This window comes from Gemmatimonas aurantiaca T-27 (genome assembly GCF_000010305.1).
In the GTDB taxonomy this organism is placed as follows: domain Bacteria; phylum Gemmatimonadota; class Gemmatimonadetes; order Gemmatimonadales; family Gemmatimonadaceae; genus Gemmatimonas; species Gemmatimonas aurantiaca.
On sequence record NC_012489.1, the window covers coordinates 472,833 to 488,662 of the forward strand.

14 protein-coding genes are annotated in these 15,830 nt (G+C 64.2%); 5 read left to right on the top strand and 9 right to left on the bottom strand.

Translation table 11 applies throughout. The annotated features are described in order from the left end of the window. The 6 genes from GAU_RS02110 to GAU_RS02135 form a co-directional block, all read right to left on the bottom strand. Positions 1-972 carry a hydrogenase gene (locus GAU_RS02110; protein ID WP_012681903.1) on the bottom strand — a complete coding sequence of 324 codons (972 nt, stop codon included), beginning with the start codon at positions 970-972 and terminating at the stop codon, positions 1-3. 163 nt (positions 973-1,135) lie between these two features. After that, positions 1,136-1,777 (bottom strand): response regulator, encoded by a 642-nt coding sequence (locus GAU_RS02115; RefSeq protein WP_012681904.1) that lies wholly within the window; start codon positions 1,775-1,777, stop codon positions 1,136-1,138. Next, positions 1,774-3,450, bottom strand: coding sequence for a sensor histidine kinase (locus GAU_RS20220; protein WP_012681905.1), 1,677 nt, complete (start codon positions 3,448-3,450; stop codon positions 1,774-1,776). Before GAU_RS20220 ends, GAU_RS02115 begins: the two co-directional genes overlap by 4 nt. Before the next feature lie 19 nt (positions 3,451-3,469). Further along, positions 3,470-4,183: a hydrogenase nickel incorporation protein HypB gene (hypB, locus tag GAU_RS02125; RefSeq protein WP_012681906.1), complete on the bottom strand. Its 714-nt coding sequence runs from the start codon at positions 4,181-4,183 to the stop codon at positions 3,470-3,472. Beyond that, positions 4,180-4,605, bottom strand: a complete 426-nt coding sequence (locus GAU_RS02130) for a hydrogenase maturation nickel metallochaperone HypA (RefSeq protein ID WP_012681907.1) — start codon at positions 4,603-4,605, stop codon at positions 4,180-4,182. Before GAU_RS02130 ends, hypB begins: the two co-directional genes overlap by 4 nt. A gap of 12 nt (positions 4,606-4,617) precedes the next feature. Next, complete coding sequence (locus tag GAU_RS02135) at positions 4,618-5,406, bottom strand: DUF1641 domain-containing protein (RefSeq protein WP_041265170.1); 789 nt, start codon at positions 5,404-5,406, stop codon at positions 4,618-4,620. A 121-nt stretch (positions 5,407-5,527) separates the two neighbouring features. On the opposite strand from GAU_RS02135, the gene hypF reads away from it, so the two are divergent. Further along, positions 5,528-8,107, top strand: coding sequence for a carbamoyltransferase HypF (hypF, locus tag GAU_RS02140; protein ID WP_012681909.1), 2,580 nt, complete (start codon positions 5,528-5,530; stop codon positions 8,105-8,107). Positions 8,108-8,112: 5 nt separating this feature from the next. Beyond that, on the top strand, positions 8,113-8,796 hold the full coding sequence (locus GAU_RS02145; protein ID WP_012681910.1) for a high-affinity nickel-transporter protein: 684 nt from the start codon (positions 8,113-8,115) through the stop codon (positions 8,794-8,796). On the opposite strand, the gene GAU_RS02150 is transcribed toward GAU_RS02145, so the two are convergent. Further along, positions 8,783-9,634 carry a GNAT family N-acetyltransferase gene (locus tag GAU_RS02150; RefSeq protein ID WP_012681911.1) on the bottom strand — a complete coding sequence of 284 codons (852 nt, stop codon included), beginning with the start codon at positions 9,632-9,634 and terminating at the stop codon, positions 8,783-8,785. The genes GAU_RS02145 and GAU_RS02150 overlap by 14 nt on opposite strands. A 17-nt stretch (positions 9,635-9,651) precedes the next feature. Between GAU_RS02150 and GAU_RS02155 the strand changes: the two genes are divergently transcribed. Then, positions 9,652-9,966, top strand: a complete 315-nt coding sequence (locus GAU_RS02155; RefSeq protein ID WP_012681912.1) for a superinfection immunity protein — start codon at positions 9,652-9,654, stop codon at positions 9,964-9,966. A 23-nt stretch (positions 9,967-9,989) separates the two neighbouring features. Here the strand turns inward: GAU_RS02155 and malQ are convergent, their stop codons facing one another. Continuing rightward, positions 9,990-11,450 carry a 4-alpha-glucanotransferase gene (gene malQ / locus GAU_RS02160; RefSeq protein WP_012681913.1) on the bottom strand — a complete coding sequence of 487 codons (1,461 nt, stop codon included), beginning with the start codon at positions 11,448-11,450 and terminating at the stop codon, positions 9,990-9,992. 120 nt (positions 11,451-11,570) lie between these two features. Here malQ and GAU_RS02165 point away from each other — a divergent pair, with 120 nt between their 5' ends. Both GAU_RS02165 and GAU_RS02170 read left to right on the top strand, forming a co-directional pair. Further along, positions 11,571-12,521, top strand: a complete 951-nt coding sequence (locus GAU_RS02165; RefSeq protein WP_012681914.1) for a hypothetical protein — start codon at positions 11,571-11,573, stop codon at positions 12,519-12,521. Positions 12,522-12,557: 36 nt separating this feature from the next. After that, a complete protein-coding gene (locus GAU_RS02170) occupies positions 12,558-14,546 on the top strand; it encodes an ABC transporter ATP-binding protein (RefSeq protein ID WP_012681915.1) in 1,989 nt (662 codons plus the stop codon). On the opposite strand, the gene GAU_RS20225 is transcribed toward GAU_RS02170, so the two are convergent. Beyond that, positions 14,518-15,822, bottom strand: coding sequence for an MFS transporter (locus GAU_RS20225; RefSeq protein WP_052574188.1), 1,305 nt, complete (start codon positions 15,820-15,822; stop codon positions 14,518-14,520). The two genes, GAU_RS02170 and GAU_RS20225, sit on opposite strands and share 29 nt — an antisense overlap. Positions 15,823-15,830 lie beyond the last annotated feature (8 nt).

Genomic DNA, 15,830 nt, shown 5'->3' on the forward strand with positions numbered 1-15,830 from the left:
TCAGACGACGAACATGTCTTCCTTGCTCCACTTGGGCGCCGCGATGCGTGCGGCGGCCGCATGGGCCATGTACGACACGTGGTCGGTGCCGGTGGGCACTTCCTTCGGAATCGTGCCACTCACCTTCTGTGTCTTGAACACCGTGCCAGGCTTGAGATCATGGAACGGGAATTCGGGCTCGGTGCAACCGGTGCAGGGCATGCCGGCGCGAGTCTTCGATGACTGCCGGTTCCACAGAATGCGATTGCAAGGCGAGTGGGTCATCGGACCGCGGCAGCCGAGTTCGTAGAACAGGCACCCCTGACGCGTGCCCTGACCGAACTCCATGGTGCTCTGCTTGTACTCGAAGTACTGCACCCGCGTACAACCGGTCTGCGTGAACGTCTTGAAGAACGTCTGCGGGCGCTGCAGATCGTCGAGCGCGATATCGCCCGCTCGTCCTGCGGAGATGGCCACCAGGATCTGCGTCACCCAGTCGGGGTGTGTGGGGCAACCGGGGATATTCACCACGGGCAATCCCCACTTGGAGCGGAAGTCACTGCCCAGGAACCCGCCGTGTTTCCGCTTGAGATACTGCAGGCCAACGTTGTCGACCGGATTGGGCTCGGTGGCCGGGATACCGCCCCAGCAGGCACAATCGCCGAGTGCCACCACGGCCCCCGCATGCGACGCCAGCTCTCTCACCCAGTCCATCATCGGGCGATCGGCAAACATGTTGAACCGACCGGTCTTGTTGGGACCCAGGATGACGGTGCCCTCGAACACGAAGATGTCGAGCTGCCGCTTGCCGGACGCGAGATCATTGAGCATCTGCTTCACCGGCTCGCCCATCTCATAGCCGAGTGATGGATGCCAGAGAATGTCGATGCCGAAGTCAGTCACGAGATCGCACGCGCTCGGCTCTTCGGCATTGAGGAAGGACATCGTGTTGCCGGAACACGCACCACCCTGCAGCCACAGCACCGTTGCCATGTGAGGAAGTTCTCCGGGAAACAGCCGGTCACGCCGGCAGGGAATGGGAGAGGAGGGAGGGGCCACACCGTGCAGACACTGGCGTGGGTCGGTGTCACAATGCGAAGGCCGGCAACGCGCAACAATAGCAAGAACTAGGTAGGCGCCCGGTCGTGATGGTGACTCAGGTGGGCGTTTGCAGCACGATCAATCCCTGGCTGGCCGCGATGCGCACCAGCTCCACCTGATTGTGCACATTCAGTTTCTGCATGAGGTTGGCGCGGTGTCGCGTGGCCGTGTGTGGGGAGATGTTCAGTGCCTCGGCCACGGCACTGGTTGTCAGGCCATTGGCGATCAGTTGCAGTACTTCGCGTTCGCGCGCCGTGAGAGACACCGGGCGCATGCGGGACTCCTGCAGGCGGGCCCGGTCGATGGCTGCGGCGAGATAGCGTTGGCCCCGCAGCACACTCTCGATGGCAAAGAACAGCTCATCATCCATCGAGTCCTTGAGCAGGTAGCCATCGGCACCGGCGCTCAGGGCCTGTCCCACCAGGTGAGTTTCGTCGTGCATGGACAGCACGAGGACGCGTGTCGTGAGTCCTTTGGCCCGCACGCGTCGCAACGTCTCGAGCCCGTCGATACCCGGCATGTTGAGGTCGAGAATCACGAGATCCGGGCGCTCGGCCTCAATGAGCGGAACGGCGGCCTCTCCTGTGCCCGCCTCCCCCACGACATCGTGACGACCATCGAGGCGCAGCAACACGGCGAGTCCGCGGCGCACCAGCGAATGGTCGTCCACGAGTACGACCCGTGTCCGGGTGTTCATGTGAGCGGCAACTGTACCGAGACGACCGTACCCGTGCCGGGTTGGCTTGCCACATCACAGAGCCCTCCCAACTGATGCGCGCGCTCGGCGATACCGCGCAGGCCGAGGCCAGACTGTGACCGCGTGATATCGAACCCGCAGCCGTCATCGCTGACGCGCACGAGCAGGCGCTGCGCCGTTTCACCCACACTCACGCGCACTTCCGTGGCGCCCGCATGAGCGGTGACGTTGGTGAGGGCTTCCTGCACGATCCGGAACACGGCGGTTTCGTGCAGCGGGAACCGACGTTGATCGAGACCGTCCACCTCGAGATGCACCGCAAACCCGCCCCGTTGTTCGGTATCGTGCACCAACTGGGCGAGGGCCGCCGCGAGGCCGTGCTGGTCGAGCGCCGGAGGCCTGAGACGACGCGCCAATTGCCGAAACCGTGCGGTGGCCTGATTGACCTGCAAGCGCAGCTCATCGAGCGGTGCGCGCACGTGTGGCGTGTCCGATGGCAACACGCGCGACAGGACCTGCAAGGCCAACTTCACCCCGACGAGCGCCTGACCTGCCTCATCGTGCAACTCCCGTGCGATGTGCTGACGCTCTTCCTCGATACGGTCGGCGTGCAGGGCAAACAGTTGCCGCACTTCCGCGTTCTTGCTGGCCAAGGCGGTGACCAGGCGCGAGTTCTCGATGGCCATGGCCGTGGTGTCCGCCAGCGCCTCGAGAAACGACGCATCGTTCCAGGTGAACGGGGCTCGCTCGATCGTCCGATGCAGTTCCAGAAATCCCACGACTTGATGTGACGCATCGCGGAGCGGCACACACACGGCATAGTGCACACCGTCGTGGTCCACCAGTTCTTGGTCGCGCGCCGAATCGGCCGGGTAGTCGGCGGTGAGATAGGCAAACTCGTGTTCGAGCACACGTCCGGGGATGCCTTCCCGTCGTGCCCAGGTGCGCGGAAGACGTCGCCAATGGTTCTGACTCCAGTAGCTGGTGGACACCAGCCGTGTCTCGCCGTGTTCACCCACGCTTGTCAGTCCGGCATAACCACCGTCTGCCTTGAGGAAGCGCGAGGCATGTTCCACCATCTCCTGCACCAACGCCTCGGGCTCCCGGTGTCGGTGCACCGATCCGGAGAAGGCCAACAAGGCCTCCATGCCATTCGACCATTCGGCCAACCGACCCAGGAGCTCCGCGCGATCCACGGCCACGGCCAACTGTTCGGACACGATGGTGAGCGCCCGCAGCAGAATCGCATCGAAGGCATGCTCCGATCTGGCGGCGACGAGCAGCACGGCCAGGGGGTGCCCGGCATGATGCGCCACCGGCACGGCCACGACGCTGCCCCAACCCAGCATTTGCGGCGCCACGCAGGTGCCGGGAATGACGTCCAGGGCCTCGTTGCTGAGCAGGCACTCGCGGCGCGTGGCGGCCGTGTGCATGATCGCACGCAGCGTGCGCGTGGACTGTCGTTCCGGCAGCAGTGTGCTGCCCACCAACGCAGATACTTCGCCTTCATGCACCGACGCGATCGCGACCAGTGGCACCTGCAGACAGGTCGCCATGGAGGTGCACAGGAACTCCCGCAGCGTCGCGCCATCGGGCTCGCGCGCGAGGACCGACGCGGCCACGGCCACCAACTCGAGGGCGAGACCGTCCCGCTCGGAAGGTGTGCGGATCACGTGGCGGTGGGCAGCAGACTCAGTGAGCCGCAAGCCGTTGCGCGTGCCACTCGGCACGCCACTCGGCGCGTCGGGCATCCAACAGCGCGAGCCAGTCTTCGAGCCCGGCACCGGTACGCGAGGAGCAGGACAGCACCGGCATGCCTGGCCGAACGGATGCGATGGCAGCTTCCGCGGCTTCGCGGTTGAACTCGCAGGCCACGGCAAGATCGGACTTCGTGACCATCGCGATGTCGGCCGAGTTGAACATCGTGGGATACTTGAGCGGCTTGTCCTCGCCTTCGGTCACGGAGAGCAGCACCAGCCGCAGCGCCTCGCCAAGATCATACGAAGCTGGGCACACGAGATTGCCCACATTTTCCACGAAGAGCACCTCGATATCCTCGAGTGCCCATCCGTCGAGATGGGCATCGATCATCTCGGCCTCGAGGTGGCAGCGTCCGTGGGTGTTGATCTGCCTGACCGGCGCCCCGCTGCGCGCCAGGCGCTGCGCGTCGTTGTCCGTCTCCAGATCGCCGACCAGTGCTGCCACCCGCACGCCACGCTGGTGCAGCGCTGTGAGGGTCCATTCGAGGAAAGCCGTCTTTCCTGTTCCAGGACTCGACACGAGGTTCACCACAAAAACACCGGCGGCCTCGAACCGTGCGCGCAGGCCATGTGCCAGCTCGTCATTCTTGCGAAGAATGCCGGCACGCACGGCAACGATGCGCGACGTGGGCATGGTGGAGGTCATGCAGGGATCTCCGGCGCCTGGGATGCACCCAGTGCTGACGTGTCGTGGTCGATGGAATCGAAGTCGGTCGATGCACCGTCGTCGATTTCCAGACCGGTGATGTCCAACTCACGTCCCCTTCGGATATCGCCGCTCGGTGTATCACAGACCGGGCAACGGAATCGGTTGACTCCCGGCAACTCGTGAATCGCAGCACAGGGTGCGCAATGAATGGCAATCGGAATATCCTCGATCACCAGCCGTGATCCCGCGAGCGGCGTGTCGGCAGCCACCAGCTCATAGGAGAACAGCAGCGCCCCCGGCTCGATACCGGAGAGTCGTCCTATCGCAAGGTATACCACACGAACGGACGACGCGCCAAGCCGACGCGCTTCCGCACCGGCCACATCGACGATGCTCTGAGCGATCGACAGTTCGTGCATGATGTGAGTGGATCAGCGGCCAAGTTTTTGCCCGTACGCTTTCGAAGCGTGCAGGGCAAAACTGATCGCCCGATTTACGTCGGGATCACGCAGGGCGCGCAATAGGCCAAAGATCCCAATAGGCTTTTCCGCAGCCCGGGCTTCCCGAGCTTCCTCGTACGACTCGGCCGCCGAACGCCCAATGGTGCCAAGGACTTCGACGGTCTGTGGTTCGAGCATGCCGGAGCGCACCAGCGTCTGGCCAGCGGCTACCAGCGTCGGGAGCGCCGCGAGGAGCTCCTTGAGCTTGGCAAAATCGGGTTGTGACGCGGTCTTGAGTTCATCGAGATCGGCCGAGAGCGCCGTGGCGATGGTGTCTCCACGCCGCAGGAGGCCATCGATGGCTTCGAGCGTGAACGCGGCGAGTTCGAGTCGATCGAGCACGGCTTTCACGGCCTCGATCGTTTTTTCTTCGCCGAGACGTTCGACTAATCCCGAATCAATCAGTCGTTGAAATCCGGGTGTGGCTGATACGTCGGCGAGTTGCACGCCCACGCGGGCGAGCTGGGGAATGCGACTGATCACGTCTCCGGCGGCGGTGTCGTCACCGGCCAGGCGCTTCATATCGGCCACACTCTCCGCGACGCTTTCCGCCACGACGTTGGCGCGATGCAGAAAACCGTCCAACGCGTCCGCCACGAAGGCGAGAAGGTCGAGACGATCGAGCAGGCGGTTCAGTGAATCGATGGTCTTTTCTTCCGACAGGCGGGCCAGTAGCTGCTCCTGGGCAGCGCTGGATGCGGAAGGCAAGGCAGTCCCCATGCAGTCCCTCCGGAAACGGGATCGGGGTGAGGTGCGGCTACGTTATGTGCCGGCGCCGCCCAGTGTTATGGCAAGATCATGCTATTTCCAGCGAGGTTGCCCACCGACGACGTTAGCCCACATGGCGTTTCCCTCCGCGCAGACCAATTCCACCACACCGATCGCCACGACTCGTGTCGTGGTCCGTCTGCGCGGTACGGTACAGGGCGTCGGGTTCCGTCCTTTTGTGCATCGATTGGCCATTCGACTTGGGGCGCGCGGCGAAGTCCGCAATGTCGGGGACGGCGTTCTGGTGGAGCTCGAGGGTGAGCCGGGCGTGATCGAGCAGTTTCTCGCGGCCCTGTCGCGGGAAGCGCCTCGGGCGGCGCGCATCGAGTCGATGGAAGTCCACGCCGAGCAGCCGCAGGGCGTGAAAGGGTTCCGGATTGCGGGCAGTCGTACGCACGATGAGGCGATGCCAGGCAACGGGAAGGTGTTGGCGTTCGCACGCGTTGCGGCGGTGCCACCGGACCTGGCAACCTGCTCCGACTGCTGGCGGGAGTTCCACAATCCGGCAGATCGACGGTACCGCTATCCGTTTCTCAACTGCACCCAGTGTGGGCCACGATTCACCATCGTCATCGGCGTGCCGTATGATCGGGCGCTTACCACGATGCGGCGCTTCACGATGTGTGTGGCCTGTCAGCGCGAATACGACGACCCGACCCATCGTCGTTTTCATGCGGAACCCAACGCCTGTGCCGACTGCGGTCCGCAGGTCGCATGGTCGGTCGTGCGTCGTGCCGACACGGACATGCGCGAGCCTGCACTCCCAGTCGTTCACGCGACAGATGCGCGTAACGAGAACGCGTTGCGGGCTGCGTTGACGGTACTGCGTGCCGGTGGGATCGTGGCTGCCAAGGGGATCGGCGGATACCACTTGTTGTGCGACGCACGAAATGCCGACGCGGTGGCCCGGTTGCGCCTCCGCAAGGATCGGCCGCACAAACCGTTGGCAGTGTTGGTGGACACCCTCTCCACGCTGCGCACCTTCGCGGACGTGCGTGCATCGGCGGTGGTATCGCTGGAGTCTCCAGCGCATCCCATTGTGCTGGTGCCCACCTCCAAGGGGGCGGCGCAACCGCTGGCACACAATGTGGCGCCCGGACTCGATTCCGTCGGGGTGATGTTGCCGGCGTTTCCGCTGCACGCGTTGCTTGCCGCTGACGGTCCGCTCGTATGCACCAGTGGCAATCTGAGTGATGAGCCCATCGCCTGGCGTGATGTCGATGCGCTACGGCGTCTGGCGGTGCTGGCCGACGGATTTCTCACACACAATCGCGAGATTGTTCTACCCTGTGATGATTCCGTGGTGTCGATCGGTGACGACGGGCATGAACAACCCGTTCGCCGATCGCGGGGCTATGCGCCGTATCCGATCCCCGTCGCGGCCTCGTTGCCGGCATCCATCCGTGCGTCCGCGTCAGTGCTGGCCGTGGGAGCGGAACTCAAGTCCACGGCCGCATGGCTCGCTGCCGATCAGGTGACGCTGTCGAGTCATATCGGTGATGTCGGGAGCCCCGAAACCCTCGAGGCGCTGACGCTGGCCACGGGGCAACTCGAAGCGATGCACCATGGCCGCGCCGACGTGATCGCCTGTGACCTACACCCTGAATACCACTCGTCGCGGTGGGCCGCGGAACGCGCGCGGCAGTCGGGTGCGACGCTGGTGCGGGTGCAGCACCACCATGCCCATCTCGCGGCGTTGATGGCCGAACACGGGCTTCCCGGATCCACGCCGATTCTGGCCTGCACGTTCGACGGGACAGGCTGGGGCACCGACGGCACCGTGTGGGGTGGTGAAATGCTGCTCGGGGATTGCACGGGCTTTACCCGTGTTGCCTCCCTCACGCCATTCCCCCTTGCCGGTGGTGATGCGGCCGTGCGGCAACCGTTGCGTGGTGCGCTGGGGTTGTTGCACCGACACGGTCATGACGTGTCGGACAACGCCATCGCGCCAATGCTGCACCATACGGAGCTGACGTCGGAAGCACGTCGCCTGATGATCCAGCAACTGGAGCGCGGCATCGCCTGTGTGGAGACGTCCAGCATGGGGAGGTTCCTGGATGCCTGCGCCGTCCTGTGCGGCGGTCCGGCGAAGGTGTCCTATGAAGGACAGGCGGCGATTCTGCTGGAAGTGCTCGCTCGCCAGTATCCTGGCACACGCATGCGGGCCGGGTACAACATCGACGTGCACGAGGGACCGGCATCGTCGGTCAATCGCGACGGAGTGCACGCGCCGCGGTGGTTGATGAATCCCGCGCCGATGTTGCAAGCACTGTTGTGGGACATGCAGGCCGAAGTGTCTGCATCAAGGTCGTTGAATCGCACGCAGGACGCGTGGGCGGATGCCATCGCGCCGATTGCCTGGCATGTGCACGACGCGGTGGCCCGTGTGGTGGTCGATATCGCGCTGCGTGTTCGCCGGGACCACGGCACGAACCACATCGGCCTCACCGGTGGGGTCTTTCAGAATCAATTGCTCTCCACGCTCACGGCCCGTGCGCTCGAAACCGATGGCTTCGAGGTGCTCCAGCATCGTCGCGTGCCGTGCAACGACGGTGGCCTGGCACTCGGCCAGGCGTTGATCGCTGCGCACGCGACACAGAAAATGTCACCGACGTCATCGACGTCACGACTCACTCATCACCTGGCACGGTGACCGTCATGATCTCGCTCCTGCTGTCCGCCATCGGTGTCGGCTTTCTCGTCGGGTTTCGTCATGCTTTCGAGCCGGATCACCTCGCAGCGGTCACCACATTGGCCACACACGATGGTGGGCTGCGGCGCGCCGCACGGCTCGGTGTGTCGTGGGGCGTGGGCCATACCCTGAGCGTGGGATTGGTGGCGTTGGTGCTCATCGCACTCGGTGTGCAGGTGCCCGATCGGTTCTACGCGACGGCGGAACTCGGGGTGGCGCTCATGTTGCTGGTGTTGGGTGTGGGTTCCATCGTCGCCGAGTCGCGCCGACACCGTTCATCGCAGGGGCGGCCGCATCGTCTCGCGCACGATCAGATGGCGCATCACCACCATGTTGCCGTGGGGAGTGGATTCAAGGCGCAGTTGCGGGCGCTGGGTTTTGGCGTGCTGCACGGATTGGCGGGCAGTGGCGCGGTGATCGTGCTCATCATCGCTGCGGCGCCGAGCGCTCGTGACCGCACGTTCTACCTGCTGGCGTTTGGTGTGGGCACCGTGGCAGGGATGTCCCTGGTGTCCGCCCTGTCAGGGGCGACGACCAGTGTGGTGGGTCGGCGTCACGCAACCGCGGTACACTATCTGCGCCTCGGCGCGGCCATGTTGAGTGTCGTGGTGGGACTCATGCTCGGTGGCGGCGTGATCAGGGAGTGGTGATCGCTTCCGATCGCATCCACTTGACGCGGGAATAGACGATCCCGAATCCCGCGCGCTGGGCATTTTTCTGTGAGGTGGTGCCCGGCGCGGCTACCATCATGGCCAGATCACAACCGGCGTCGGCAGCAAACTGCAAACGGGCGTCGAGCAGTGCCCGCTGTGCACCCTGGCCACGTGCCGCCGGAATCGTACTGGCGCCGGCCAGCAGGGCCACGCCTTCGTGCAGGTGGAGTGCGCCCGCTGCCACAGCCGTGCCGTCGAGTTCCGCCACGAAACAATGCGTGTCGGCGGCTCGCGCGTTGACCTGCCCCAATGCGCGGATGAACGGCACCAGTTCAGCGCTTTCGCTGCTCCACCCTTCGGCCGACAGATCTGCCCAGCTATCAGCCTCGTCGAGGGTTGTGCGACGCACAACAAGCGGACGGTTGTGTGCCGAAGGGGTGTCGGCACTGCCGGAGAGCGTCTGACACAGCACCTGTGACCATTCGATCGGCTGATAGCCACGTGCGCCAAGCAGCGGGAGCACACCGGGATCGGCCATCACGCAGATCTCGTGCATCACCTCGCTGCCGCGTGATGTGAAGAATGTTTCCAGTTGCTCGAGCTGGGTTGGCGTCACATCGGAGAACAGTCCGAGTCCGAAGGTCTGGGTGAGCGGCGAGCCGACCCCGTCGAACATCGCCCAGGTGCCGTCCACGTCGCACCGGGTGGCGCCGAGTGCAGGGGTCAGCGAAGCACGGGCATCGACGAAGGCCGCGTTGGCGTGGGCTTCGCAGCGCTCCAGGCGGCGGGCGAGCACACGATCGGCAAGTATCAGCATCTCTGGGCTATGGGGCATGGTTCTATATTTACCTCATGATCCTGCTTCGTGTCACTCAAAGCCTCGACAGTGCATCGCGAACGGCGGCGTCTGCCGTCGAGGCGCCAGCGCCGTATTCGGGGGGTGGGTTGCCGAAGGGCGGCATCATGATCGTGATCAGCGTGGCGTTGTACATCCTGCCCACGTTGCTGGCCTGGAAGAGTGGGCACCCGCGCTTTCGCAAAATTGCCCTCGTCAATCTGCTGCTGGGCTGGACCGTGATCGGTTGGATCGCCGCCATGGTCATGCTGTACATCTACACACCTCCCCCCGATGGGGAAGTGGATGTGCCGCACATCCCTGGCCAGTAGGCCCGACGTGGTGCGCGGGGGGCTCAGCGTCCGTAGGTAGAGACCAGTCCGGCCAGGCGTGTGGTGATCGCTGGCGTGAGCTGATCCCACGAAAAACGAAATCCCCAGTTGCCCGCTTGGCGGCCGGGCAAATTCATGCGCGCCGCACTGCCCAGGCCCAGCACATCTTGCATTGGCACGAGCGCGGTGTTGGCCACAGACGCCAGGGCGGCACGCATCAACGACCAATGCATCTCGCCACCATCGCAGTCGAGGTAGCGCAGCGCGAAGGCCTTTTCGCGAGTGACCTCCTCGGCAGGACGTGTAGAGTCTCCGTCGCCGCTGGACATCCACCAGCCCACGGTGGTGTCGTTGTCATGAGTGCCCGTGTACACGACGCGGTTGCGCACCAGTCGATGTGGCAGAAACTCCGACGCTTCATCGGCAAACGCGAACTGCAGGATGCTCATGCCGGGAAAGTCGTACTGATCGCGCAGCAACTCCACTTCCGGCGTGATGACTCCAAGGTCCTCGGCCACGATCGGCAAATCACCGAGGGCATCGCGCAGGGCATCGAAGAGTGCGGCGCCGGGGCCGGTGCGCCAGACGCCGTGTATGGCGGTGGTGGCGTCACCCGGGACTTCCCAGTAGGCCTCGAAGCCACGGAAGTGATCGAGACGAATCACGTCGAACTGGGTGAGCGCGGCACGCATGCGCTCGATCCACCAGGTGAACCCGGTGTCGCGCATGCGTGACCATTCGTACAGCGGGTTGCCCCAGAGCTGCCCGGTTTCGCTGAAGTAGTCGGGTGGCACACCGGCCTGCGTTTCGAGCGATCCGTCGGCGTGCAGGGCAAACAGTTCCCGATGGGCCCATACATCGGCCGAGTCGTGCGCCACATAGATGGGCACATCTCCCATCAGTGACACGCCAGCACGGCGACACGCATCGTGCAATGCCGTGTACTGTTGATGGAACACGTACTGCTCTTTGTATGTGCGTTCGATGTCCGCCGCGTGTGTGGTGCGTTGCAGGATCAGCGCGTGCGGTTCACGCAGGGCCAGTGCGGCGCCCCATGTCGTCCACGACGCATGATGGTGCGCACGCTTGAGAGCCATGAACAGCGCATAGTCGGGCAGCCAGTGCTGCTGCTGGCGCACAAACGACTCGATGGCGTCGTCGAAGGGCAGCCCGTCGAGCCAGGTGGCCAGCGCTGCGCGCTTGGCATCGGCGACGGTGCTGAAGTCGACGATGTGCTCGGGAAATGTCCCCTGCCACCCTGGCACGTGGATCAGCAACGGGTTGCCGGCAAACGCCGAAAAACACTGATACGGGGAATCACCGTATCCGGTGGGCCCCAGCGGCAACACCTGCCACAGCTTCATGCCAGTGCGCGCGAGCCAATCGACAAAGCGGTGAGCGTCTGGACCGAGATCGCCAATGCCGCCGGCGCCGGGCAGGGACGAAGGGTGCAGCAGGACACCGGCGGCGCGAGGAAACGGCATGACTGGAAACTCGTTGGTGTTTCGGAGCGCCGCCAGCGGTGCTGCGCGGACGTAGGGGCCGCTTCCGACACCAGCGATGTGCGGTAACGTACGGGGAGTATGAATCCACTCCTTGTTTGCATGTCTGCGGTGTTGCTGGTCAGCGCCGCCCAGCCGCCTGCGTCCCGCGCCACCAAACCCGTCAAGCCATCCGGCGCGCCGTCGGGTCCGTCCACGGCCGATGTGCCGGCGACCATCGCCGGAGCGCTGATCGCGGCGGATCGTAGCCACGCGGCGGCTGCCCGCACACGCCCGCTACGCGCAGCCCTCGACGCGATGTTCGCTGACGGTGTGATGATGCCCGCACCCCGTGGCCAGATCCTGAATGGGAAGGCGGCCGTACTGGATGCCATAGCCGCGACGGCCGACTCTGCGGCACGGGGTAGCTGGACGCCCATTCGTGTAGGTCTTTCGTCGGATGGACTGCACGGCTTCACGCTGGGATTCATGGTGACCACGCGTGCTGATGGTGGTCGCAGTCAGTTCAAGTATCTCGCCTACTGGGTGAGGGATAGCGTCGGCAGCAACGCGCCGTGGCGTGTGGCCGCGTGGCGTCGTCGGGCCATCGACAGCAGTGTGGCCATCGATTCCACGGTGTTGCCTCCGATCCTTCCGGCGCGGTTGCAGGTGCCTCGCCGTGGCGCGGCACTGTTCACCACACTTCGCAAAGGTCTGATCGAGGCAGAAGCCGGTTTTTCGAACGAAGCGCAGCGGGTGGGAGTCGGGGCCGCTTTTGCCGCACTGGGTACGGAGGAGTCGCTGAATGTCGGATCGGTCAACGAAGGACGCTTCACGCGCGGCGCGATCGCGATTGCCCGCGCCGTGGCTGGCGGACAGGCGCTCGACGCGCCGAGCACCATCGTGTGGAGCGCCGACACGGCGTTGGTTGCCTCCAGCGGAGATCTCGGCATCACGTTTGGTGTCATCCGCCCCAAGGGCGTGCCCGCAGGCCAGCCGGCACCAGGTACGTCTTTCTTCACGATCTGGCGCCGTGCTTCGCCCACGGCGCCGTGGCGGTACATCGCCGAATAACCGCATCCACATTGGTTGCCACACCACCGGCCGACCATGAGTCAGACACCGCAGAAACCCGCCGCCGGATCGTCGCGGGCACGCTATCGCGATTTTGTGCAACAGTATGCCGCTGGCACACTGGGGGATCGCGCGCGCGACGAAAATCCGCCGAATAAGACACAGGCGGACGCGTCATCGAACAATGGCGCCAATGTGGAGGCAAAGGGCTGGCGCGCCAAGCTGCTGCATGGCAAACGCGGCGACTATCTGCGCGACTACCTGCGGTGGCTCGCTCCGCACCGAAAGCGGTTGGCCGTCGTGTGCGTACTCGCGCTGCTGTCGGCCGCGGCGCAGTCGGTGGAGCCGTTGTTCATGCGCTTCATCGTGGACAAGGTGTTGCTCGCAGAGATTCCGGCCGCCATCAAAGCTTCACGTCTCAACATGGCCGGCGCGGGGTTCCTGTTGCTGGTGGTGCTGTCGGCGTTCATCACCATCGGCAAGGACTACACGCAGCGCATCCTGAATGTGAAGGTGGTGTTGTCGCTGCGGCGGGCGGTGTTCGATCGCTTCATGCACTTACCGCTACCCACGCTGTGGAACATGAAAACCGGTGGACTGCTGTCGCGGTTGTCCGGCGATGTGGAATCCACCAGCGGTCTGTTGCAGATGGCCATCATTTCACCGTCGATTTCGGTGATGAAGCTGCTCATGGCCATGGGCGTGTTGCTGTCGCTCAATTGGCGCCTAGCCCTGACGGCGCTGGCAGTGATTCCGGGTGCGATGTTCATGAGCTTCACGTTTGCCAAGCGCATTCGCCCCATCTATCGCGTGGTGCGCCACGACTCGGAGCAGATCGACGGCCGTGTAGGTGAGGCGTTCAGCGGCATCCGTGTGGTGCGTGCTTTCCGACAGGAAGCGCGCGAGCTGCTGGCCTACATGCAGGGTCGACACACGGTGCTGCGCAAGGAACTGTTTGCCAGCCGCCGTGAGCTCGTGCTGTGGACGTCGTGGGGATTGCTCATCGCCATCGTGAATGTGGTCATCGTGTGGTACGGTGGGCATCTCGCGCTCCGCGGCAATGCCACGGTGGGCGATATCTTCGCCTTTCAGTGGTACACGTTCCTGCTAATGGGGCCTGTCTGGAACATCGTGAACTCCTTCAGCGAGATGCAACGTGCGCTCGCGGCCATGGAACGCGTGTTCGAAATTCTCGGCATGGCGCCGGACAAGCCCGACGTTCCTGATGCCACGGTAGCGCCTGAGGTCATTGACGAGATTCGTTTTGATCACGTGACCTTCGCCTATCACGAAGGCAAGCCGGTACTGCACGATCTCGATCTCACCATTCCCGGTGGCACCGTGGTCGCCCTCGTGGGACGCAGTGGCGCCGGCAAGACCACCGTGACCGATCTGGTGGCGCGTTTCCACGACCCCACGACGGGCGCCATTCTCGTGAATGGGGTGGACATCCGGCAGATGCGGCTGGCGAGCTATCGTTCCCGCCTGGCCATCGTGCAGCAAGAAGTGTTTCTGTTCGATGGATCGGTGCGCGACAACATCGCCTATGGGCGCCACCATGCGAGCGAAGAGGACATACTCAGCGCCGCTCGGCGGGCCAATGCCCACGAGTTCATCGAGCGGCTGGTGCATGGTTACGACACGGTGGTCGGTGAGCGTGGTGTGAAGCTGTCAGGGGGACAGAAACAACGCCTCGCCATTGCCCGGGCCATGCTTGCCGATCCGCAACTGCTCATTCTCGATGAGGCCACGAGCAATCTCGACACCGAGAGCGAGCAGCTCATTCAGGCATCACTCGCCGACCTGGTGACCGGTCGCACCACGTTCATCATCGCCCATCGGCTTTCCACCATCCGCCGGGCGGATCTGATTCTCGTACTGCAGGACGGACGGGTGGTGGAGCAGGGCCGCCACGAGGCGCTGATGGCGCGTGACGGCCTCTATGCGTCGATGGTCCGCCGGCAGGATGCGGGGATGATCGACGACTTCGATGCCATCACGACGCTGTCGGCTTCTCCGGCCTGATCATGCGTGGAGCATACTGTTCGAGATCCCGTCCCATGGCCAGTGTTGCGAGCACCAGCACGGCGCTGATCAGAAAGGGTGTGGGTTGCCCGAGTGAATCGTAGGCCGCGCCCAGAATCACCGGGAAGGCGACGCGGGTGATGCCCCCATACGTCTGTTGCACACCCATGTAGAGCCCACGTTCGGTGCTGCTCACCACACGCGACAGCATGGCTGTTACGCAGGGGAACGTGAACGCCGTGCCCAGCGGCAGCATGCCCACGGCCAGCGCCAGCGTGACGTAGTCATGCGACAACGACACACCGGTCAGGCCGATGGCGAGGAAGACCACGCCAATGCGACTGAGGCGCGGTTCGCCCACGCGGTCGACCAGTCGGCCGAGGATGAGTGCGCGGACCACCACACTGAGCACGCCGATGTACATGAAGAAGTAGCCGATCGTGTCGGCTGTGACGCCGAACCGCCAACCGAGAAACAGGGCCAGAATGGCGGTGGTGCCCTGAAACGCACCGATGGCGATGGCGTAAATCAGAATGAGTCGCGATGCCGGCTCATTGGGATGTGAAATCACGCGAAACACCGCTTCGCGCGAACTGCGTCGCACTGGCTTGCTGCCATCGGCAGCCAGTCCACCGGGTTTCCGGATTTCGTTCAGGTACTTCCGGGCGAAGGCCATGTTCACGACACACAGTGCCGCCGCCACGAGGCCCGGCGTGTGCGGACTCCAGTGCTGCACCCAACTGCCGATGACTGGCCCCAGTGCCACGCCGGCGTTGGTCGCCGCCGACAGCCACCCCAGACTCTTGGCGCGGTCTTCGGGGCGTGTGGCATCGGCTACGTAGGCCTGGATGACACTGACGGTGCCGCCGCCCGCGCCCTGCACGATGCGCGAGAGAAACAACAACCACAGGCTGTCGGCGTAGGCGAACACCACGTACGCCACAGCGCTCGCGCCCAGTCCAACCATGAGCGCGGGGCGTCGACCATATCGGTCACTGAACCGACCCCACAGTGGTGCGCTGAGCAACTGCGCCACACTGAAGGAGCTCACGAGCAGGCCCACCACAAATCCGCCCGCGCCGAGGTTTTCGGCGTAGAACGGCAGGAGAGGCAGGATCATCAACAGGCCCAGCATGTCGATGAATGCCGTGACCATCAGCACGGTCAGCTTGCCGAAGGCGGTCTTCCCGCCGTCGGCTGGCAATTCGTCGTCGATGTGGGGCTCGGACGGCCCGGGTGGTGCGGCGGGAGGGGGTGAAGCGGGAGAGTCGGACATTCATGCTC